The 20,620-nt window shown below is 66.7% G+C and carries 20 protein-coding genes and 1 tRNA gene; 12 read left to right on the top strand and 9 right to left on the bottom strand.

Annotated features, from left to right (window positions below; genetic code table 11):
* Positions 1-46 precede the first annotated feature (46 nt).
* On the top strand, positions 47-4,246 hold the full coding sequence (locus J2T23_RS03295) for a DUF4011 domain-containing protein (protein WP_307357202.1): 4,200 nt from the start codon (positions 47-49) through the stop codon (positions 4,244-4,246).
* A gap of 11 nt (positions 4,247-4,257) precedes the next feature.
* Here the strand turns inward: J2T23_RS03295 and J2T23_RS03300 are convergent, their stop codons facing one another.
* The 3 genes from J2T23_RS03300 to J2T23_RS03310 form a co-directional block, all read right to left on the bottom strand.
* On the bottom strand, positions 4,258-4,986 hold the full coding sequence (locus J2T23_RS03300; RefSeq protein ID WP_307357205.1) for an RcpC/CpaB family pilus assembly protein: 729 nt from the start codon (positions 4,984-4,986) through the stop codon (positions 4,258-4,260).
* A gap of 109 nt (positions 4,987-5,095) precedes the next feature.
* Positions 5,096-5,362, bottom strand: coding sequence for an FmdB family zinc ribbon protein (locus J2T23_RS03305; protein ID WP_307357207.1), 267 nt, complete (start codon positions 5,360-5,362; stop codon positions 5,096-5,098).
* A gap of 110 nt (positions 5,363-5,472) precedes the next feature.
* Positions 5,473-6,093 carry a 5-formyltetrahydrofolate cyclo-ligase gene (locus J2T23_RS03310; protein ID WP_307357210.1) on the bottom strand — a complete coding sequence of 207 codons (621 nt, stop codon included), beginning with the start codon at positions 6,091-6,093 and terminating at the stop codon, positions 5,473-5,475.
* A 105-nt stretch (positions 6,094-6,198) separates the two neighbouring features.
* On the opposite strand from J2T23_RS03310, the gene galU reads away from it, so the two are divergent.
* The 4 genes from galU (at position 6,199) to J2T23_RS03330 (ending at position 8,945) form a co-directional block, all read left to right on the top strand.
* A complete protein-coding gene (gene galU / locus J2T23_RS03315; protein WP_141182071.1) occupies positions 6,199-7,104 on the top strand; it encodes a UTP--glucose-1-phosphate uridylyltransferase GalU in 906 nt (301 codons plus the stop codon).
* A gap of 4 nt (positions 7,105-7,108) precedes the next feature.
* Entirely contained in the window at positions 7,109-7,729 is a 621-nt protein-coding gene (locus J2T23_RS03320; protein WP_307357214.1) for a GNAT family N-acetyltransferase, read from the top strand.
* Positions 7,730-7,810: 81 nt separating this feature from the next.
* Positions 7,811-8,752 carry a hypothetical protein gene (locus J2T23_RS03325; protein WP_246857256.1) on the top strand — a complete coding sequence of 314 codons (942 nt, stop codon included), beginning with the start codon at positions 7,811-7,813 and terminating at the stop codon, positions 8,750-8,752.
* Positions 8,753-8,872: 120 nt separating this feature from the next.
* A tRNA-Ala gene (locus J2T23_RS03330) sits at positions 8,873-8,945 on the top strand.
* A 40-nt stretch (positions 8,946-8,985) separates the two neighbouring features.
* Here the strand turns inward: J2T23_RS03330 and J2T23_RS03335 are convergent.
* Entirely contained in the window at positions 8,986-9,366 is a 381-nt protein-coding gene (locus J2T23_RS03335; protein ID WP_307357220.1) for a hypothetical protein, read from the bottom strand.
* A 442-nt stretch (positions 9,367-9,808) separates the two neighbouring features.
* Here J2T23_RS03335 and J2T23_RS03340 point away from each other — a divergent pair, with 442 nt between their 5' ends.
* The 4 genes from J2T23_RS03340 (at position 9,809) to J2T23_RS03350 (ending at position 12,587) form a co-directional block, all read left to right on the top strand.
* Positions 9,809-10,030 (top strand): hypothetical protein, encoded by a 222-nt coding sequence (locus J2T23_RS03340; RefSeq protein WP_307357223.1) that lies wholly within the window; start codon positions 9,809-9,811, stop codon positions 10,028-10,030.
* A 406-nt stretch (positions 10,031-10,436) separates the two neighbouring features.
* Positions 10,437-11,114: an MBL fold metallo-hydrolase gene (locus tag J2T23_RS19855; RefSeq protein ID WP_370871385.1), complete on the top strand. Its 678-nt coding sequence runs from the start codon at positions 10,437-10,439 to the stop codon at positions 11,112-11,114.
* A gap of 456 nt (positions 11,115-11,570) precedes the next feature.
* On the top strand, positions 11,571-11,723 hold the full coding sequence (locus tag J2T23_RS03345; protein ID WP_141159851.1) for an LPXTG cell wall anchor domain-containing protein: 153 nt from the start codon (positions 11,571-11,573) through the stop codon (positions 11,721-11,723).
* A gap of 105 nt (positions 11,724-11,828) precedes the next feature.
* Positions 11,829-12,587 carry a Pr6Pr family membrane protein gene (locus J2T23_RS03350; protein ID WP_307357226.1) on the top strand — a complete coding sequence of 253 codons (759 nt, stop codon included), beginning with the start codon at positions 11,829-11,831 and terminating at the stop codon, positions 12,585-12,587.
* Positions 12,588-12,640: 53 nt separating this feature from the next.
* Here J2T23_RS03350 and corA read toward each other — a convergent pair whose 3' ends face one another.
* Together corA and J2T23_RS03360 are read right to left on the bottom strand one after the other, a co-directional pair.
* Positions 12,641-13,636 carry a magnesium/cobalt transporter CorA gene (gene corA, locus J2T23_RS03355; protein ID WP_141159853.1) on the bottom strand — a complete coding sequence of 332 codons (996 nt, stop codon included), beginning with the start codon at positions 13,634-13,636 and terminating at the stop codon, positions 12,641-12,643.
* Complete coding sequence (locus tag J2T23_RS03360) at positions 13,637-14,128, bottom strand: Lrp/AsnC family transcriptional regulator (protein WP_210411212.1); 492 nt, start codon at positions 14,126-14,128, stop codon at positions 13,637-13,639.
* Between the two features lie 171 nt (positions 14,129-14,299).
* Here J2T23_RS03360 and J2T23_RS03365 point away from each other — a divergent pair, with 171 nt between their 5' ends.
* Entirely contained in the window at positions 14,300-15,544 is a 1,245-nt protein-coding gene (locus tag J2T23_RS03365; RefSeq protein WP_141159855.1) for an MFS transporter, read from the top strand.
* A 22-nt stretch (positions 15,545-15,566) separates the two neighbouring features.
* Here the strand turns inward: J2T23_RS03365 and J2T23_RS03370 are convergent, their stop codons facing one another.
* Both J2T23_RS03370 and J2T23_RS03375 read right to left on the bottom strand, forming a co-directional pair.
* A complete protein-coding gene (locus J2T23_RS03370) occupies positions 15,567-16,070 on the bottom strand; it encodes an Lrp/AsnC family transcriptional regulator (protein ID WP_026265760.1) in 504 nt (167 codons plus the stop codon).
* 131 nt (positions 16,071-16,201) lie between these two features.
* Complete coding sequence (locus J2T23_RS03375) at positions 16,202-17,443, bottom strand: MFS transporter (protein WP_307357231.1); 1,242 nt, start codon at positions 17,441-17,443, stop codon at positions 16,202-16,204.
* A gap of 97 nt (positions 17,444-17,540) precedes the next feature.
* On the opposite strand from J2T23_RS03375, the gene J2T23_RS03380 reads away from it, so the two are divergent.
* Positions 17,541-18,515: a LysR family transcriptional regulator gene (locus tag J2T23_RS03380; RefSeq protein WP_307357234.1), complete on the top strand. Its 975-nt coding sequence runs from the start codon at positions 17,541-17,543 to the stop codon at positions 18,513-18,515.
* An 86-nt stretch (positions 18,516-18,601) separates the two neighbouring features.
* Positions 18,602-19,552: an N-acetylglucosamine kinase gene (locus tag J2T23_RS03385; protein WP_141181997.1), complete on the top strand. Its 951-nt coding sequence runs from the start codon at positions 18,602-18,604 to the stop codon at positions 19,550-19,552.
* Here J2T23_RS03385 and J2T23_RS03390 read toward each other — a convergent pair.
* The gene (locus J2T23_RS03390; protein WP_307357240.1) at positions 19,549-20,568 is read right to left on the bottom strand and encodes a pirin family protein; all 1,020 of its coding nucleotides are present in this window, start codon (positions 20,566-20,568) and stop codon (positions 19,549-19,551) included. The two genes, J2T23_RS03385 and J2T23_RS03390, sit on opposite strands and share 4 nt — an antisense overlap.
* Positions 20,569-20,620: the final 52 nt, after the last annotated feature.

The raw sequence follows: 20,620 nt of genomic DNA on the forward strand, positions 1-20,620 counted from the left end.
GTTGCGGTCTCTCAAGTCCGGCGCCGGAGCGGCTACTCTCGAATCTATGCCGGTATGGTCCAGGGCGTCACGTGCAAACGCAGAAAAGAAGGCAGAAGTGTCAGTTGGTCAAGGCCACCCGGAAGGCTCCGAAGAGCTTCGTAAATGGCTCTCCGGGCTCAAACCCGTCACCGGCGCGGACACGATGCTGCGCTTCACCAAGACGCCGGAAGGTTCCATCGACCTCACTTCGGCGCACCCCTCAGGCCTCGCCCAGCTCATGGCCGGGCGCCGCACACGCCTGTCCACCCTGATCCGTGACCGGCAGCAGTATGTCGTGGCCGCCAGGGCGTCGCGCAACATCCGGTCCAAGATCTTCGAACTCGCCAACGACCGCGGCATCGACGCCGGGTACCTGTCCGCAGGCACCGTAGTGTGGACGTCCGCCGTCGGAGGCAAACCCCAGCGCGTCTCCGCTCCGGTCATGCTGACCGCCATCTCCCTCACGGTCCGGCCGGGAGAGGATGACTTCGAACTGCAGCTCACCGAACAGGCCCAGATCAATCCCGCCCTGGTCCGGCACCTGAAAAACATCCACGGGATCGTTTTCGACGTCAATGCCGTGACCCGCCTGGCCTACAGCACCGCCCGGTTCGACCCCCAGCCCGTCCTGGACCGGCTGGCCACCCTTATCCGGCCCATCCACGGCGCCGAAACCCAGCACAACCTGCTGGTGTCCACCTTTGCCGACCTGTCCGGCAACCTGGACGACCCCTGGATCAACGATTCCAACCCCATCGTCTCCGCCCTGGCCACCGCTGCCGGCGGTGAAGTGATAGATGTTGAGGATCCGGACCCGTCCCGCTTCCCGCACCTGGACAACCGGCACCCCAAAGACGAACTGCTGCTGCTGGACGCCGATACGGACCAGCAGTACGTGGTCGACGCCGCCCGGGCGGGCGACTCCCTGGTGGTCAGCGCCCCGCCGGGAACCGGCCAGACCCAGACCGCCATTAACACCATCGGCGCGCTGGTGGATGCCGGCAAGACGGTGCTGGTGGTGGGCGACCGCCGCGCCAGCCTCAATGAGGTCTCCGGACACCTGGAGTCGCTGGGACTGGAATCCATCCTGTTCCAGCTGACCGGAAACGTCACGGCCCAACAGCTGAAGGGCCAACTGGTCCGGGCAATCGTCCGCAACGAAAAGTCGTTGGAACCGCAACTTGGAAACCTCCATACCACCCTGACCGAACACCGGCATGCCCTCATGGACCACGTGGCATCGCTCCACAACGTCCGCGAGCGGTGGGGCTGCTCGCCCTACCAGGCAATGCAGTCGCTTGCCGAACTCACCTCCATCCACCCTGCGCCGGCCACCACCGTCCGGCTCAAGCGAAGCGTCCTGGACAGCATCCGGGACCGTGAAGAACTGGCCGGCCGCCTCCGCCGCGCGGCCGAACTGGGCAGCTTCAGCAAGGCCGCCACCACCAGCCCGTGGCACGGCGCCAGGCTGCTGACCCGCAAGGAAACCGAGGAAGCCCAGGACCTGGTCCGCTCCGTGGCCAAGAGCCTTCCCGCCCTGCGCGACCGCATGGACGCCGTAGCGGAGCACGCCGAAATCCGCCTGGGCGAATCCTTCGCCGAGTGGGGCGAACAGCTTGAACTGCTGGTGGCCGTCCGCGGCAGCCTGGACAAGTTCACCCCTGACATCTTCGACCGGCCGGTGACCGACCTCATCTCCGCCACGGCGCCGTCCGCCTGGCGGCGTGAGCGCGGCATTGAACTGACCGCCATGCAGCGTTCCAGGCTGCGCCGGGTGGCCAAGGAGTACGTCCGTCCGGGTGTCCACATCGCCGACCTGCACTCGTCCCTGGTGCTGGTCCAGGAACAGCGTGCCCTCTGGGCGGCCTACGCCACCACGCAGCGCCATCCCGCTGTTCCCTCAGGCCTGGCCGAGATGATTGCCATGTACCGGTCCCTTGACCAGGAGCTGGCACAGCTGGGCGAGGCACTGCGGCACACGGAGGACGGCGGGGCACTTTCCACCGTTCCCTACGCGCAGCTGATGGAGCGCCTGGAACGCCTGGTAGCGGACACCGACACGCTCAAGACGCTGCCCGAACGCACGCTCCTCATCGAGAACATGCGCGAACACGGGCTGGGTGAACTTCTCGCCGACCTCGCCGAACGGGAAGTTCCGGAACGATCCGTCGCCGCGGAGCTGGAGCTGGCCTGGTGGCAGTCCGCCCTGGAGGCGATGATCAGCGGCGACGACTACCTGGCAATGTCCGACGGCGATGCCCTCCGCCAGCTCGAGGCAGAGTACCGGCTGGCTGACAACGCGCACATTGCCAGCGGCGCCGCCCGGTTGCGGTGGGACCTCGCGGAACGGTGGCGCACAGCCATCTCTGCCCAGCCGCGCCAGGCAGACCTCCTGCGCAGCCTGCTCAAGGACGGCAGGGTTTCCCTGGCGTCCCTGACTGCCCAGGCACCGGAGCTGATCGGCACCCTGGTTCCGGTGTGGTCGGTCAGCCCCTACCTGATGACCGGACTGCTACCGGCCGAACAGCACTTTGACGCCGTCGTCATCCTTGACGCCGAGGCCACTTCGCTGCAGGCTGTCCTGCCCTCCATTGCCCGGTCACGGCAGGTGATTGCGTTCGGCGATCCCCGCATTGCCACGCCGCGGACGTTCACGGTAGGGGTGGAGCGGCTGGCCGCCGGAGAGCCCGCCCATCACCGCGTCGAGAGCGCATTCACCGCCCTCTCTGCAGTGCTGCCGGTGTGGCGGCTCAACGTGGTGTACCGGGCAGTGGACGAGGACCTGGTCCTGCAGCTCAGCAAGAATTTTTACGACGGCGGCCTGCGCCGTCTGCCCGAAGGCCAGTCAGCCACGGGCTTGGACCGGTCCCTGCTGGTGGAATACCTGCCGGACGGCACCGGCCTTCCCAGCGCTGACCACGAGGGCGTGGAGTCCGTGGTGGCGGAGGTCAACAGGGTAGTGGAGCTGGTGTTCGAACACGCCCGCCTGCGTCCGCGGACCTCCCTGGCGGTCGTCACCGCCAGCCTGCGGCACGCCGCCCGGATCGGCGAGTCCATCAGGCTGCAGCTGTCCAACCAGCCGGGCCTGGCCGGGTTCTTCGGCGCCGGCCCGGAGTCCTTCCGCGTGGTGGACCTGGAACGAGCCCAGGGCCTGGTCCGCGACCACGTCATCTTCTCGCCCGGATTCGGGCGGACCCCGCACGGCCGTGCGCTCCACAACTTTGGGCCGCTGTCCGCTGAAGGCGGCCGGGAGAAGTTCGCCCTGGCCATGACCCGGGCCCGCCGTTCCCTGCACGTGCTCACCTGCTTCCGGCCCGAAGACCTGGATCACACCCGGCTTACCCACGGCGCGGTGGACCTGTACGCGCTTTTGGACCGGGAAATCTCCGGCAACACGGACCTCGGTACCCCCGCGTCCCGTGCTGCCGCCAGTGAACAGGCACTTGGCGCGGACCCGTTGGTGGCGGACCTGGGCGACCGTTTGCGTGCCCGTGGCGCCAGGGTCTGGCACCAATACGACGGTGCCATTGACGTGGTTGCGGCCGCGGACCCCCTGAACACGATGGGTCAGGATGATTCCGACATTCCGCGACCCGTAGCGATCGAGTCCGACGGAACTGCGCAGTACCGCACCATGAGCGTGCGTGAGCGCAGCAGGCTGCGCCCGCAACTGCTGGAACGCCTCGGCTGGCGGTACATGCCGCTGTGGACCATCGAGGTCTTCACGGACCCCTCGTCCTGCGCGGACCGTATTGCCGGCTACCTGGGCCTGGAAAAGATGGTGCTTCCGGGCCGCGCCAGCCAGTCCGTGGGGTTCCTTGACGACGACGTTGACCAGGCGCTCAATGGAATTGATTCTGCGCCGGCCGCGGGAGCTTCCTACCTGTCCCGGGATTCCGGCGCAGCACGGGACGGCGGCGGTGGACGCCAGGAGGCGGACCCCATGACTGAGGAAAAGAAGCCTGCAGACGGCAGGCCTGAGGAAAACGGCCGCGAGGAAGAGATGCGCCAGGACGAGAACGTGAACAAGCAGCCGGAAACAGCAGCTGATGGCGGAGTCCCTGCGGGGCCGGCCGCAGCCACCCCCACGTCCCGGACGGCTCCGGGTGGTACCGGGGCGGACCTCCCCACCAAGGCCGCGGAGGACGATGCCCGCAGCTGGGGTGACCGCGAGGAGGACCACGACGCGTGGCTGAAGGAACAGAAGCCGCCGCACTGGGGCTGACCGCCACCAGGTCACTGCGGGCCGACCAAAACAAAGAACAGCCTGCCTTGGGTGGAGGCTCCGGCCAGACGGGATGATTGTTCGGCCGTGGCTGCCACCACGATGAGGCCATCCGTCTCCGAGGTACCCAGCCATTGTCCGCTCTGGCCGCCCTTGTTGGAGGTCCACAGTACCGGGACCGCGGACGCCAGTACTTCGGAGGGACCCTGCTGGTCGAACCCGTTGGCTGATGTGAGCACCACATTGACCAGCTGGCCGGGGGAGACCAGTTGGATGGACGAAGGGTCAGCCATTCGCAGTGGCACCGCGGCAGACCCAGGCGGCGTCCCTGCTAGGAGCCCAGGGCCCACCAGCTGGGCATCGGACAAAAGTTGGCCCTTCCGCATCGGCGCGGCCAGCTGCTTGCCCTTGGCGGCGGCCTCATCCTGGAGGAATCCATCGGCGACCATGCCGGGCGGCACCTGGACCCGCGCCACGTCCGCTTCGGTCACCGCTGTCCCCGCGGCCAGGTCGCGGGCAGCGGCCAGCGCAGTAGCTGTGGAGAGCGGGGCGGGGGTGACCTGCTGGACGGCGACAGCGGCGGCTGCTGACAGCAGCAGGGCAGCGGCAAGCCTGCGGTTGCGGTTCAGCCAGGCGGCGAGCCGGGCCGCAGGCGGACGCTTCCTGGCGCTGCGGCCGACGCCGCCAGTGTTCGTTGGATACCTGAGGCCGGCGAGGCCACGGCGGGGGAATATAGGCATGCGCCCACGCTAGCTGTAGCCGCAACCGCCCGGGGGCCGGGACTGCGGCTATGTGGACAAAAGCGGCCGGCGCTGGAACGCGCCGGCCGCCGTCGAAAGAATGTGCCCGTTAGCTCGCGGCAGCTGCCTGTGCCGCCGCGGCGGGGGCGGCAGCGGGTGCGGACGGAGCCGAAGCGGGGGAGACGGAGCTGCCCTTGGAATCGCGGGAGTCCGTGCGGTAGAAGCCGGAGCCCTTGAAGACCACGCCAACGCTATTGAACTTCTTGCGCAACGTGCCCTGGCATTCAGGGCAGGATGTCAGGCTGCTGTCCGAAAACGACTGCACGATGTCGAAGGCGTGGCCGCAGTCCTTGCAGGCGTAAGCATATGTTGGCACTGGTGCTCCTCCTCTTGGGCAAACGAGAGGTCCCGTGCTGCCACATGGTTAACCATTAGCAGTCGCAGGGCCTGAGTGCTAATTCTATCACTGCGCCACCGGCCGTGTGCTCAGGCTGCCCCAAACAGGGGCCGGTGCCCGGCGGGCGAAAGAACGGCCGGAACGGGCCGGTCGAACTCCTCTGCCGGGATGCTGCCGGCGGGCAGTAATTCATCGTCGTAGATAACAGCGGACAAAGGGATTTCCTTCCCGGCCGTGGCCAGGTGCCCCAGGAATTTGTCGTAGTAACCGCCGCCTTGGCCAATCCTGTTGCCGGCAAGGTCCACCGCTGTGGCCGGAATAAATAGCACCGACGCATCGCCCGCGGTTTCGGGGCCATGGCGGTGCCCCGCAGGCTCCAAAATGGGGGCATACCTGCTGCGTTCGTAGCCGGTGTCCGGCGTCCAGAAAACCCAGCTCAGCTCCCGTGCGGGTTCGCACACCGGCAGCAGGACCTTGTGCCCGCTGCGGTACAGGGCGTTGATCAGCGGCAGGGTCGGTGGCTCCTGGCCCACGCCAAGGTAGACGCACGCAATGCCTGGGCGGCCCTCCGTTACCGATCCCGCCCACGCGTCCCCGTGGGTGGCCAGAGCCAGGCCCGCTGCTTCTAGCTGCGCCGGCGCGAGGCCTGCCCGCCTGCGGCGATGACTGGCCCGGATCCCGTCCTTGATGGCGTTCGACTCCTGCAGCATGTTGTCCTCCCTGCGTCGCCCCGTAGTCCGCAGCCTGCAGCCCGGGTGCCGGCCCGTCGCACCGGTAGTTACTGAAATACTTGACGCTGACGTTAGATTAGTCCGGTGAACACCAGTAATCCCAGAGTCCGCAAAGCCGTCATTCCCGCAGCGGGCCTGGGCACCAGGTTCCTCCCTGCCACCAAGGCTATGCCCAAGGAAATGCTTCCCGTCGTGGACAAGCCTGCCATCCAGTACGTCGTGGAGGAAGCCGTCCACGTGGGCCTCAGCGACGTTCTGATGATTACCGGCCGCAACAAGCGGGCCCTTGAGGACCACTTCGACAGGGTGCCATCCCTCGAATCGACCCTCCGGGAAAAGGGCGACACCGAAAAGCTCGCGTCCGTTCAGGCAGCGAGCCAGCTGGGCGATATCCACTACGTGCGGCAGGGCGATCCGCACGGGCTGGGGCACGCAGTGCTCCGGGCAAAGCAGCATGTGGGCAATGAAGCCTTCGCTGTCCTGCTGGGCGATGACCTCATCGACGCCCGCGACGAACTCCTCAGCACCATGATCGACGTGCAGGCCCAAACCGGAGGGTCCGTCGTCGCCCTCATCGAAGTGGAACCGTCCCAGATCAGCGCCTACGGTTGCGCCGACGTCCAGGAGATCGACGGCGGAGACTACGTCCGGGTCAACCGGTTGGTGGAGAAGCCCTCGCCCGAGGAAGCGCCGTCCAACCTTGCGCTAATCGGACGCTATGTCCTGCACCCCGCCGTGTTCGAAGTCCTTGAGCACACAAAGCCCGGCCGTGGCGGCGAAATCCAGTTGACCGATGCCCTCCAGGAACTGGCCACCGGTGACGGCGAGGGGCACGGAGTGTACGGCGTGGTGTTCCGTGGACGCCGCTACGACACCGGCGACAAGCTGAGCTACCTCAAGGCCTGCGTCCAGCTGGCCATCGACAGCGAGGACCTGGGCCCGGGCCTGCGGGAATGGCTGCCGGGCTTCACCGCCGGCCTTTCCCGGTAGCGCCGTGCGCACTGGAACCATCTGGCCGGTCACCCTTGAGTGCGGCGACCTGGTCCTGCGGCCCATCCGGTACCGCGACAAAAAAGAGTGGACCGAAGTTCGGTACCGGAACAGCGAGTGGCTGGCGCCGTGGGAGGCCTCCAACCCGGACCCGCAGGGCGGACTTCCTGACTACCGGCACATGGTGCGGTCCCTGAATATCCAGGCCGCCCAGGCCACCGCGCTTCCCTTCCTCATCACCGAGTGGAGGCCGGGTCTGCGGAGCCCGGCCATCGTGGGCCAGTTGACAGTGTCTTCGATCGTCTGGGGTTCGGCGATGATGGCTACGTTGGGCTATTGGGTGGACCAGTCCCGGGCCGGGCGCGGGATAGCCCCCACATCCGTGGCGCTGGTAACGGACCACTGCTTCCGGGCGCTCGGGCTGCACCGGATGGAAATCAACATCCGGCCCGAGAACGGCCCGAGCCTGCGGGTGGTGGAGAAGCTGGGGTTCAGGGACGAGGGCTACCGGCCCCGTTTCCTGCACATCAACGGCAAATGGGCTGACCACAGGTCGTTTGCGCTCACCTCGGAAGAGGTCCCGGAAGGCCTGCTGGGCCCGTGGCTGGCATCGCGCCGGTCATAAATCCAACGGTTTGCCTATGCGGACACGACACACCGCGGCTAATGCGGCCTGAGCAGGCATGATGCTCATACGGTTTTGAGTGTGGACTTCCCCCTTAGCAGCTCAGTGATCCTTGTGGTTGCCGTCGCGCTCTGGATTGTGTGGGTTGCCCCCTACGTCCTCCGGAACCGCCGGCAAAAGTTCCAGCCCGCCGTCGATTTCCTCGCAGACGCCCCCGCCGATGAGCGGCCGGACCCCCAGTCCGGCCTGGTCCGAAACGTCGCCGCCCAGCAGGAGAAAGCCATGGAACCCAGGAAGAGCGCCGCATCCGCTGCCGGCACTGCAAGTACTCCACCTGCGGCGCCGTTCCGCATCCGCTACGGCCGGACATCGTTGGCTCTCGTGGGGCTGCTGTCACTCGTCACCGCCTTCATCTCCGGCGTGATTCTTCTTTTCGGCATCGGTTCGCCCGCCCTTCCGCTCACCTGCACCCTGCTGACGGTTGCGTCCGTGGCACTGCTGCGCTGGCTCGCCGTCCGTGACCGCAAGGCGAAGGTGGACGCCGCCTTCCGCTCCGCGATGAGCGCCCCGGCGCGCCGTCCCGACACCGCGGAGGCAATCCCGCCGAAGCCCGAAAGCGCCCCCACACGGCGTGACAGCCCGCTTTTCGACGCCGAGGCAGGGGAGCCGAAGGCCAAGCCACTGACCGCTGTGGAGCTGCGGGAAGCAGCCCTCGCCGTCGCCATTGCGGCCGGCGACACCAGCGCAGGCGCGTCCGCACCTGCCGTTCCCTTGAACACCCCATGGGAGCCCGTAGAGGTTCCCAAGCCCGTCTATGTTGAGGCTCCCAAGGCCGAGCGTCCCGAACCGAAGCCGCTGGAGCTCCCGGAAGCACCAAAGGCAGTGGGGAAGCCCTCGCTGAAACAGGGCGCCACTTCCGCTCCGGCCGTTGAGGCAGCTGCCGCAACGGAAGCGCAGCAGCTGTCCAAAGCCCAAAGCGCCCTCAGCAACCTCGACGACGTCCTGCAGCGCCGCCGCGCATAAGGTTGCGGGGCGCCGCCCCAGCTCCCGCGCGTCAATTGGCGTTGGGCTACGAAAATTTGTAGCCTAGGGACACCGGTTCCGCACCGGCAGGCAGCAAACCTGCAGGACGCGGATACGTCCGGGGCTATAGCTCAGTTGGTAGAGCGCTTCGTTCGCATCGAAGAGGTCAGGAGTTCGAATCTCCTTAGCTCCACTGTTTGTCAGCGGTTTTCGCTAATGCTGCTGGGCGGCCTTCAAAGCATGCAGAGGCCCTGCGGGTCTAAAGTTCCTTCTCCGATCACAATGGCGGTCAGGACGGTCGTTTCGACCGACTGGACACTGGCGAATACCGGGAGTACGGCCAGGACCGCCGCCAGGCTCAGCAGCTGGCCGGACCGGACGTTCCACGTGAAGGGGAATCGCGTGAAGGCGGCAACAGCAACCGCCATGGCGGTGAACACCAGGACACCGCCGAGCCGACGGTACATGCTGTCCCGCCCGGTGACGGCATCAAGGACGAAGGCGGCGAAGTGGTTCGCAACCGCGGCCAACAGAACGAGCACCAGAACCCGTTGTAAAGGACTCAGCCCTGCACGCATGTGGCCGGTGCTCAATGAGGGAGTGTCTCCTGCCATGGGTGCTCCTGGTCTGTCAGGCTGGCTGACACGGCGCAACTGCCCTCAAGGGATACCCTGAGCGGCAGGGGTCCAACAGGGACTAACGGCATGTGCTTATCAGCCGGACATTTCTCCCAATATAGGCGGCTTCCTAAACGGCAAATCCACGATCAACGCAAAGTTTTGCCAAAACTGTGGTGGGGCTCCCTTCCACGCATGCTTGACGGGGACGGACGCCTTGAACGGCGTCCAACGCGAAACTGACGATCGGCGGCAACGAACTCGTCGCTAATGCCGTGTCGGTCCGGGGCGTGGCTAGACCGCGGTCGAGCCGCGCTGCGATAGCGTATCCGGCAAGGGCGCGGGAAACTGTCCGGCGTTCGGGCAAGCCCCCTTTTGCCTGCCTGGCAGGTTCGGTGGCGGGTGTGCCGCTGGTCCGTATCGATGAAAGGAAATGCAGATGGCTGTTTCTATTGAATTGGGCAAGGCACTGGACAAGGCCTACGAAAACGCGAGCCTCGACGAAGTCCTCGCAGCACCGCCCTCGGCCCTGGCTGGGTTGACGGACAAGCACGACGAACTGCTCGCCGGCATGGGCATCAAGACCATCCGCGACCTGGGAAGCAACAAGTACTTCGCCACCGCCGGTGTGCTCGTGGCACTCTCGGGCAAGGTCGGATAACCGTCCGTTCCCGGCGCCGAACGCGCCCTGAGAAGGTCCGACCGGCCCGAGCCGGCCGGACCTTTTTCTGGGCCTTGATTGTCCGGCCAGCAGAAACTGACCGCCTCATCCCTGGACGCCCAGTTCGCCTCCCTCGAAGACCTTGGCGATCAGACCGAAGTCGAAGCCCGGGGTCGCTGTTCACCGTGAATGCCTCCCGTTGCGCAGTTGCTTCACTGGAGCGCTGCTTCTCGGCCTCACCTACGGGGTTGTCTTAGGCAGCCTCCAGGAAGTTAGCCTCATTTGGCCGCCAGATCGCTATCTGCCAGGACGGTATTGACCTCCGGCGGGGCCTTCTTGGATTTCCGTCATAGGGCTATCCATTAAACGGCTCTTCCAGAACCGGCCCTGTTTGAGATCATGCCTCATGGCTGAGAACGAACTCGGAGGACCTTTTGCTGACCATCACACCGAGGTGGTGCCGGTCATTCAACACCTTCAGTTGCCGGAGGGAATTGTGGGGCCATTTGTGCTGGACCTTGAGGTACGGTGCTTCCTTGTCAGAGGCTCAACCGGACTGGTATTGGTCGACGCAGGGCCTGAGGGCGGTGCTCCCGAAATAGGTCAAGCGCTGGGGCGGGTTGGTGCGACTTGGTCGGACATCACTGACGTCATTCTGACCCATTCACACGCGGACCACGTCGGCGGCTTGGACCAGGTGGCCTCGAAAGCCCAACGTGCCACCTTCTGGGCCGGCGCACCAGATATTGGGGACATACTTTCAAAGGCGCCGCTTCGCCCAGCTTCGGAAGGCGATTATGTTCGTGGCCTACGTGTGCTGCAGACGCCAGGACACACGAAGGGCCACATCAGCCTTCTGCATGAAGAGGAACGGATTCTCTTTGTCGGTGACGCAGTCGGGACTGTTACCGGGACTATGGCCAGGGCCCCGTCACAGTTCACCGCGGATGCTACAAGAGCCGAAGTCTCACTGCGGAGACTCTCCGAGTTGCAACCCGCCAGGATGCTCTTCTCACACGGACCCGAAGTCCCTGACCCGGTCGGCCAGCTTCGTGAACTGCTCGCCACAACCTCCGGAGATTGATTTTGCATCGTCCAAAGGAACGCCGACTCCCTCCACCTGACCATTAGGCGCGCGGTGCGGGTACCCGCGTAAATCAGGGTCCAGGGATGACCGCCTCAGGATGCTGGCGCTACCGTCGAATCCGTGATCTTCGAGGTGGACTAGCAGGCCCTAAGGACGGTTCCGAGGCCGCGTCCGAGGCACTTCCCGATGGCGGCCACCGCTCCACCTGGATCGCCATCCAATGACTGCGACCGTGAGCCGGAGGACCATGAATGCTGTCCCGCGAATGACGAACACCCAGTCCAGCGGCCGGTCTTGTTGTTCGGGATGGTCTATGACTTCCAGAAGCCCGTCAGTAACACTGGAAGGTTCGTCCGGTGGTACTCGTGCTGGCGGGGCACGATCCAGCCGCAGAAGTGCAAAACGCGGCGCCTGATGAGGGGCAGGGGAAATTTGGCGGCCTAGAGTGGGTCCATGGGAATCATCATCGGCCTTCTGGTCATCTGGCTCATCCTGTCCATCGTCGGCTTCGTCGTCAAAGGCCTCATCTGGCTCGCCATCATCGGCCTGGTCCTGTTCGTCGCCACCGGCGTCTGGGGCTGGCTGAAGCGCAAAACGAACGCCTGAGCAACATCCGCCTGCCGGACCGGGAACTTTCAGTCCGGCACGCGGGTGGCCCGGGCGGCCAAAAGACCCTAGCCCGCCGGCGGCAGGCCGCACCATGCTTTCCCCATGAGCCGCAGAGAATCCGCATCCGGTCCCGGGGAGTTTCTTCCGCCCGTCCGCAGGAACACAGCCGCCAACCGTGCCCTGCACCCTGACCGCCCCTGGATCCGGGCCGTGCGCATCGCCGTCGGGATTTTCGTGCTCGCAGCGCAGGTCCAGAAGACCTTTGACGCCACCCTTCCCGGTAACGATGTGGATGTTGCCCAACTGTTCTCGGAGTTCACCGTGCAGGGGAACCTTGCCTTAGGGCTCGTTTTGATACTTTCGGGTGTCCGGCCACGGAGCCGGCTGCCCCTGTGGTGGGACCACATTTTCGGCGCTCTGGTCCTTTACCTGGTGAAGACGGGGATTATCTACGTTGTGCTGGTGGCTCCGCCGGGGGAGCCTTGGTGGAGCTGGGACCTGTACTGGCCCCAAATGGTCCACCACCGCCTTGCTCCGCTGGTGACCGCGCTCGATTGGCTCCTGGTCACCAGGACCGTCCGCGGGACGTGGTGGGGGCCCTTGGCGTGGCTTGGCTACCCCGTGGCTTTCCTGGCGTTCTCCTGGATCCGCGGGGGTCTCGACGGGTGGTACGTCTACGATTTCCTGGATCCAACGCTCGACGGCGGGTGGGCGACGGTGTTTGTCTCCACCGCACAGGTGCTGGTTGCGTTCCTGGTTGTTGCTGCCATCGTCCACGCCGCGGGCAACGCCCGGGTTGCGCTGGCCGCGGGCCGGCCGGCCCGGGCAAAGAGCGTCCGGGGCGCCGGAGTGGCCGCCTGAGCGGCGCCGGTTAGACCCCGGGCTGGATGTACCGGAACCCGGGACATCCGGCCCTAGATCCAGCCCTTCTTCTTGAAGATTCCGTACATGAGGGCCCCGGCCGCAACCATGAGGATCAAGGCGTAGGGATAGCCCGCGGCCCAGTGGAGTTCGGGCATGTTGTCGAAGTTCATCCCGTAGATGCCGGCGACGAAGGACGGCGCAAACAGGATTGCTGCCCAGGATGAGATCTTCTTGACCTGTTCGTTCTGCTCGGCGCTGGCCTCGTTCTGCCGGTTGGCGGTCAGGGTTCCGTCCAGGGTCAGGGCGTTCTGCAGCAAGTCCCGGAACGAGTCGGCCCGGGAGATCACCCGCTCCACGTGGTCCTCAACGTCGCGGAGGTTGTGCCGCAGTTCGGTTTCCACCCCGTACTTCTCGAAGCCTTTCTTCAGCTGGTCCAGCATCTCCGGCAGGGGATGGATGGCACGCTGGAACTGGATTACTTCCCGCGCCAGTTCGTAAATCCGGCGCGACACCGAGGAATCGCCGCTGAACAGTTGGTCCTCGATCTCGTCAATATCGTTTTCCAGTCCGGCCACCACCGGAGCGTAGTCGTCCACCACACGGTCCAGCAGGGCGTACAGAACCGCTTCCGGCCCGTGCTGGAGCAGGTCCGGCCGTGCCTCCAGCCGCTGCCGCACCCGGGCCACGCCAGCCGTTTCCGCGTGCCGGACGGTCACGACGAAGTTCTTCCCGGTGAAGACGTGCAGCTCGCCGAACTCCACCGTCTCATCCACGTCCAGGTACCTTGCGGGCCGCAGGACGGTGAAGAGGTTGTCGTCGTACCGTTCAAGCTTGGGGCGCTGGTGGGCCGACACGGCGTCCTCCACTGCCAGGGCGTGAAGCCCGAATTCGTTGGCGACGGCGGTCATCTCTTCCGCGGTGGGCCGGTACAGCCCGATCCAGGCCATACCTCCGTGCCTGGCGAGGGTCTCGAAGGTCTGTTCAAGGCTTTCGGGCTCCGCGTGGCGGACGCCGTTGACGTAGACGGCGTTATCGATGATGGTCATTCAGGAAATCCTAGCCGGGGCGGCGGCACTGCTGAGACCGCTGATGAGGGGTTCGGTCCGGTACGGGATGTGGGTGTGCAGGGCCAGGACGGTTTCTGTCCGGATGACCCCCTTGATCCTCAGGACCTGCCGCAGGGAGGACTGCAGGTTGTGGGTATCGGTGGCTACCACCCGGCACCAGACGTCCCCGCGGCCGGAAATTTCGTGGACTTCCAGAACCTGCGGAATGAGGCGCAGCGCCCCCACGACGCCGTCGAGCTCGCGGTGTGAGACTTCAATGGTCACGAACGCCACGACGTCGTAACCCACCGCTTCGAGGTCAACCTCGCGGCCGCCCGGCCGCAGTACGCCGGCGCGGAGGAGGCGCCGCACACGCGACTGCGCCGTGTTGCGGGCGATGCCCAGGGAATCGCTGAGCTCTCCGATCTGGATCCGGGGATCCCTGATGAGCGCCAGCAGAATCCTCAAATCCGTGGGGTCCAATTTGTTCAAGAACGTCACTCTCCATCATCCAGGAATGCCCATGTTGACTATTTTGCTCAATTATCCACCTGTTATTGGATGAATTACTCAGCACTGCCGCACTCTTGAACCAACACAGTTGTATCCGCGCCGGGCTCCCACAAGGACCACCCGCCGCGGCGAACCCCTAAGGCGGCACAAATGACGGTCTTCAGCGAATTGCGCATGCGTCCGGCGACAGCCATGCCCCGCGGTTGGAATGCCTCCACCACTGCGCGGCTGGTGATCTCCGGGGCGGTGATCTTCATGCTCCTGGTGGGCGCCAACCTTGCCACCCCGCTGTACCCGCTGCTGCAGGCCAACCTGGGACTGTCCAGCCTGGAGGTGACCGCAGCGTTCGCCAGCTATGTCCTGGCGCTGGTGGGAACACTGCTCCTGGCCGGGCACTGGTCGGACCACATCGGCCGCCGGGCGGCCCTCCTGGTCGCCGTGCTGACGGGACTGGCGGGCGGCTGGATCTTTGCCGAAGCCCACTCGCTGGCCGCACTGTGCGCCGGCCGGGCACTTCAGGGCGCGGCAGTTGCGCTTGCCACAGGAGCCAGCGCGGCCGCCCTGCGGGAGTTGCTTCCGTCCCGGCCAGAGTGGGCTTCGCGCTTTACGCTGCTGGCCTCGTCCGGGGGAGTGGCGGCGGGACCCGTGATCGGCGGCCTGCTGTCGCTGCTTCCCGGAGCCACCACGGCACCTTATGCCGTCCATTCCCTGCTGATGGCCGGGCTGCTGGTGCCGCTGTACCTGATCCGTGCCCGCCCGGCCATCATGGTTCCCGCGGTGTCCCGGCCGCTGCATGCCCTGGCGCCCCGCCGGCCCTCCGTGTCGCGGCAGGCGAGGGGCCCCTTTTGGCTGGCATCCGGCGTCGGCTTCCTCAGCTTCGCCGTGTTCGGCTTCTCACTCTCACTGGCCCCGGGTTATTTCGCACAGGTCCTGGGCACCGACTCCCGGCCACTGATCGGCGTCCTCGCGGGCCTGCCGCTCGGTGCGTCGGCCCTTAGCCAGTTGGTGACCGTGCACGGCCGGCGGACGGTACCGGCTGGCCTGGCGGTCCTGGGCGTCTCTGTCATGCTGCTGGGTGCCGCAGGGGCCTGGCACAGTCCCATGATGCTGGTCAGCGCCGCCGTCGCCGCCGGGGTGGGGCAGGGGCTGGCGTTCCGGACCGTCTTTAACGATGTGGCGGCCCGCGTGGAACCGGCCCGCCATGCGCAGATCATCAGCACCGTCTATGTGATCACCTACCTGGGAAGCGCAGTCCCCGTCCTGGGGCTGGGCTGGGCCAGCGCGGCGTTTGGGATGGCAGCGGCCGTGCAGGGCTTCGTCCTGCTCTGCGGCGGGGCGGCCTTGGGACTTGCAGCCGTGACGCTGGTGCAATCGGCACGGCGGAAGGTTTCCTGAACGGCCCCGGCCGCCCCGGGTGCTAGTCCGGAAGTGGTCCGTGGTTGCCCTGGATGTGTTCGAAGACGAGGGTGGTTTCGGTGTGGCCCACCACGGGGTCGGTGGCCAGGTTGTCCAGGACCCAGTCCCGCAGGTCTTCGGTGCTCCCGACGGCGATGTGCAGCAGGTAGTCGACCGAACCTGAGGTGTGGAATGTGGAAAGAACTGCGGGCAGGTGCGGCACCCGGGCGGTGAAGCGGTCGATCTGGTCGCGGTCGTGGGCGCGGAGCCGAACAGCCACCAGTGCCTGCACGGACCTGCCGATGGCTGACAGGCTCAGCTTCGCCTCGTAACCCTGGACGATGCCACGCTCCGAAAGGGCACGGGTGCGCATCAGGGCTGTGGAGGGGGCGATTCCCACCATCTCGGCGAGCTGTTTGTTCGAAATCCTGGCATCCGCCACCAGGGCCGCGAGGAGACGCTCGTCGATGGCGTCCAGCGGCTCCAGGTGCGCCCCGGGCCTGGTGTTCCTTGCATTCGTACTCACTGCGGTTCCTTCCAAGCGGTCCTAGTTCATCCTAGACCGCAGAATCGCCGCAAGCTGCGCAGCAGGAGCGCGTCCTGCCGAACATCCTGACACCCCGGGGGCTGCTCGTAACCGGTTAATTCGCCGGCAGGTTACGGCGTCAGGGTGTGCTCTGTCCCGGGATGGACGACGGCGACAGTTGCCGCAGTCAGGCACGCCAGGACCATGACCGCTCCCGCAAGGGCGTTCCACCCCCAGGCCTGGAAGACCAGGCCGCCGGCCCAGCCCAGCAGGCTGGAGCCGAGGTAGTAGGCGAGGTTGTACAGTGACGCCGCCTGCGCCCGTCCGGTCCTGGCGATGGCGCCCGTCCAGCCGGAGCCGATGCTGTGGGCGGCGAAGAAGCCGCCGGTAAACACCACAAGCCCGGCCAGGATCAGGACCAGGGACTGAGTGAGGGTCAGGGCAAGTCCTGCCAGGGCAAGCGCCAGTCCTGCCAGCAGCACGTTCCGGCGGCCGTACCTGGTGGTCATGCCCGCGGCCCAGCGGGAGGAGAAGGTTCCGGACAGGTAGGCCAGGAAGATCAGGCTGATGACCGTGGCCGGAAGCCCAAACGGTGCACCGGACAACCGGAAGCCCAGGTAGTTGTAGACGGCCACGAATCCGCCCATCATCAGGAAGGCCTGCGCGTACAGGGCCAGCAGCCTGACGTTCCGCAAGTGTCCGCCGAGAGTCCGGACCGCACTGCGGAAGCCGGAGGCCTGGGCCGGGAGGAACCCCCGGGCCCGCGGTACCAGGACAAGGAAGGCGACGGCGGCAACCGTCGCCAGGAGGGACACGGCCAGGGCTGCCGACCGCCACCCCCAGATCTCCCCAACCGGCCCCGCGACCAGCCGCCCGGACAGTCCTCCCAGTGTGGTGCCGGCGACATAGCTTCCCGCGGCAACGGCTGCGTGGGCTTTGCTGACTTCCTCGTTGAGGTAGGCAATGGCGATGGCGGGAATGCCGCCCAGGGCCATTCCCTCGAGGAGCCGCAGCGCCAGCAGCATGGTGAAGCTGCTGGCCATCGGCACCAGCAGCCCCAGGACGGTGGCCGCGGTGATACCCCACATCATCGCCCTGACCCGGCCGATCCTGTCCGCCAGGAAGGACCACGGGATCACCGTGGCAGCCAGGCCAACGGTGGCGAGCGAAATGGTGAGGGCGGCCTCGGCGGCCGTGATGCGCAGGTCCGCGGCCAGGAGGGGGAGGACCGCCTGGGTGGAGTAGAGCTGGGCAAAGGTGGCCACGCCCGCGCAGGACAGGCCGGCAAGGATCCGCCCGTACGCCCTGGATCCCTTGGCGTGGCCGGTCCAGAGAGGCGACGCATCAGTTCCGGCGCTTGCGTTCTGAGGCATCCAGCCAGCGTAGTCCCGGTAGATGGATGCCTCCAATGCATGCTTTATGCCAAAGTAATAGCAAATATGGATTGTTTTTGCCTGGAAGGAACTGCCGATGGAGCCGGACCGGAAACAACTGGCGCAGTTGCTCCCGCTGCTGCCGGTGCTTGCAGAGCTGGGCCGGACCGAGCACGTGACGGAAACGGCGGAACTGCTCGGAGTACCCCAGTCAACGGTGAGCCGGGCGCTGGCGACCGCCAGCGCCGCCGTCGGCACCGACCTCCTGGTCAGGGACGGACGCGGTGTCCGGCTGACTCCTGCCGCCCGCACACTGCTGCCCTACATCGAGCAGGCGCTCGCAGAGTTCCAGGCCGGACTGGACCTGGTGCGCAATGAATCCGAGGTGGTCAGGGGCACAATATCGGTGTCTTTCCAGCACACCTTCGGCGAGGCCACCCTGCCGCTGCTGATCAGTGCCTTCCGGGCACGGCATCCCGGGACTGGATTCCGCCTCAGCCAGGGGGCCCGCGACACCTGCCTGGATGAGTTGTCAGCGGGGGAGGCGGACCTCGCCCTCACGGCACCCGTTGCGCCCCCGGGCAAGAACCTGGACTCCGCACCCCTGTACCGCGAGCCGCTGCGCCTGGTGGTGCATCACGCCCATCCGCTCGCCCGGCAGCGGATGGCCCGGCTGGCCGACATCCGAACGGAACCCGTCGTGGTGCTCGGGCCCGGCTACGGGCTGCGTTCCCTCACGGATGCACTTTTCCGCGAGGCCGGCTTCCGCCCGCGGATCGCCTTCGAAAGCCAGGATTCCCACACCGTCCGGGGGCTGGTTTCCGCGGGCCTTGGCGTCAGTATCCTCCCGCCCGGCGGCGATCCCCCCGGCCGGAATCCGCGTCCTGAAACGGGGGACCTGGGGTGGGTGGAACTTCCGCTGGACTCGCCGCTCGCCTTCCGGGAAGTCGGCGTGAGCTGGCGCCGCCGGAAACCGGGGAGCGAACCGGTCCCTGCCCGGCTTTTCCGGGAGATGGTGGTGGGGCAGGGCGCCGGATTGCTGGCCGGGCTGGTCACCAGGGCAGGACGCTGAGCGGAGAAAGCGCCCGACGGCGGCGGGCTGGCTTCCGGGGCCCAGGGCCAGGGCACCAAACAGCACGAGGCAAGTACCCTTGTGACGTGACAAACACCCAGAAGCCCCCTGCCGCTCCGTTTGACCAAGCGGCAGGTTCCCCGGCCAGTCCATTGCACGGCATCACGATCGGGCTGGACATCGGCGGCACCAAAACGCACGGTATCCGTTTCGAGGACGGTGTCCCCGTGGCCGACGAATCGGCCGGAAGCTCGAACGTCCAGAATGTCAGCCGGGAGCAGGCCGCACGCAACCTCGCGGACCTTTTCGCCAGGATCGGCGGAGGACCCGTGGACCGGGTGTACGCGGGATCCGGCGGAATCGATACCGACGAGGACGCCGCCGCCCTCGCCGCGCTGATCCAGCCCCTTGCCCCCGAAGCACGTGTCACCGTTGTCCATGACTCCCGCCTCCTGCTGGCCGCGGGACGCGCCACCACGGGCGTGGCGGTCATTGCGGGCACCGGCTCGGCCGCCTGGGGACGCAATGCCGACGGCGGTGAGGCCAGGGCCGGCGGCTGGGGCTACCTGCTGGGGGATGAAGGCAGCGGCTACTGGCTGGGCAGGGAAGCGGTGCGGCACAGCCTGCGCAGGATGAACCAGGGGCTGCCCGTCGACCAGCTCACGGAGGCACTCCTGGTGTCCTGCGGGCTGGACCATCCCAACAAGCTCATCGCCTTGTTCCACTCACCGGACACCGGGAGGCGCTTCTGGGCGCAGCAGGCCAGGCACGTCGTGGAAGCCGCGGCTGCCGGGCACCGGGACAGCGCAACGTTGTTGGACCAGGCCGGGCAGGACCTCGCTGCCTTGGCCGGCCAGGTGCTGGGCCTCTTGAAGATCAAAGGTCCGGTGATCCTGGGCGGCGGGCTGGGCATGAATGTGGCACCCCTGCAGGAGTCCTTCCGCCGGCACCTCGCCGAAACCGGGGTCACGGACGTCAGGGTGCTGGATCAGGAACCGGTATTCGGAGTGCTGCAGTTGGTGGCAGAACCCGCTTAGCCCACCGAACGCTTCCTCGGCGTCAGCCGGACGCCAGGGAGCGGGGGAGCCGGGATGCGTCCGGCTTCCGCCCGGGCATCCGGTCCGTGTCCCGGGACCAGGCCGTAGCGGGCCGCTGCTGTTTCAGCGTCCGGCAGGCCGGCCTGCGCCTCCCAGTCGTCCCTCGCCTTTTCCACTTCATCATGCGTGCGGCCCACAAAGTTCCACCACATCAGCAGTTCCTCGGCGAACGGCTCACCGCCAATCAGCAGGAACCTCGTACCGGGCAGTGCCGCCACCCTCAATTCGCTGCGGCCGGTGCCGAGGTAGCCCAGCGGCCCCGCCGGCAGGTCCTGCCCATCCACCGCCAGGCCGCCGTCGAGCACCAGGATGCCGTGTTCAAAGCCGGGGTTCAACGGCAGCGCCGCCTCCCCTTCGCACGAAATGTCCGCGCCGACGATCGGCGAAAACACTGTTGCGGGGGAGGCCGCCCCGGCAAACTCGCCCACCATGACCGTTGCCGTATAGCCCGGTCCGGCGGCGCGTGGCAGCTCGCGGTGCTGCTCAAATGCCGGTTCCCGGTGCCGGTCCCCGCCAGGAAGGGCCACCCACAGCTGCAGGCCCCGTTGCACCGGCAACTCCCCGCCGTCGGCAGGAAGCACAGCGAACTCGGAGTGCGAGACGCCGTGGCCGGCTGTCATGATGTTCAGCTCCCCGGGACGCACCACCACGTCGCTGCCCACGCTGTCCCGGTGGCGGATATGCCCCGCCAGCGGCCACGTGACCGTCTGCAGCCCGATGTGGGGGTGGGGAAGGACGGACATCGCCGTCCGGTCCGGGCCGAAACTGTCCAGGAAGCACCAGGCCCCGATCGTGGGAAGGCCGCGCTGGGGCAGCGTGCGCTTGACGTTCATGGCGCGGACCCCGCCCAGGGGTACTTCGCGTTCGGGCCACAGCTGCAGGCAGGGGCCGGACATCCCTCTTTCCGGGGCGGGCGGGCAAACTTCCTGCTGGGGCGAAACTTCCAAGTTGGTCACGCCTCCACTGTAGGCCCGGCCGCGGCGCCCCGACAGGAGCCGCCGGACGGCC

This window comes from Pseudarthrobacter niigatensis (assembly GCF_030812615.1).
Lineage (GTDB): Bacteria > Actinomycetota > Actinomycetes > Actinomycetales > Micrococcaceae > Arthrobacter > Arthrobacter niigatensis.

Excerpts from the sequence above, each read along its gene's own strand:
- J2T23_RS03295 (WP_307357202.1), top strand. The coding sequence starts at position 47 with ATGCCGGTATGGTCCAGGGCGTCACGTGCAAACGCAGAAAAGAAGGCA.
- J2T23_RS03300 (WP_307357205.1), bottom strand. The coding sequence starts at position 4,986 with ATGCCTATATTCCCCCGCCGTGGCCTCGCCGGCCTCAGGTATCCAACG.
- J2T23_RS03310 (WP_307357210.1), bottom strand. The coding sequence starts at position 6,093 with ATGCTGCAGGAGTCGAACGCCATCAAGGACGGGATCCGGGCCAGTCAT.
- J2T23_RS03335 (WP_307357220.1), bottom strand. The coding sequence starts at position 9,366 with ATGGCAGGAGACACTCCCTCATTGAGCACCGGCCACATGCGTGCAGGG.
- J2T23_RS03340 (WP_307357223.1), top strand. The coding sequence starts at position 9,809 with ATGGCTGTTTCTATTGAATTGGGCAAGGCACTGGACAAGGCCTACGAA.
- J2T23_RS19855 (WP_370871385.1), top strand. The coding sequence starts at position 10,437 with ATGGCTGAGAACGAACTCGGAGGACCTTTTGCTGACCATCACACCGAG.
- J2T23_RS03345 (WP_141159851.1), top strand. The coding sequence starts at position 11,571 with ATGGGAATCATCATCGGCCTTCTGGTCATCTGGCTCATCCTGTCCATC.
- J2T23_RS03350 (WP_307357226.1), top strand. The coding sequence starts at position 11,829 with ATGAGCCGCAGAGAATCCGCATCCGGTCCCGGGGAGTTTCTTCCGCCC.
- corA (WP_141159853.1), bottom strand. The coding sequence starts at position 13,636 with ATGACCATCATCGATAACGCCGTCTACGTCAACGGCGTCCGCCACGCG.
- J2T23_RS03365 (WP_141159855.1), top strand. The coding sequence starts at position 14,300 with ATGACGGTCTTCAGCGAATTGCGCATGCGTCCGGCGACAGCCATGCCC.
- J2T23_RS03375 (WP_307357231.1), bottom strand. The coding sequence starts at position 17,443 with ATGCCTCAGAACGCAAGCGCCGGAACTGATGCGTCGCCTCTCTGGACC.
- J2T23_RS03380 (WP_307357234.1), top strand. The coding sequence starts at position 17,541 with ATGGAGCCGGACCGGAAACAACTGGCGCAGTTGCTCCCGCTGCTGCCG.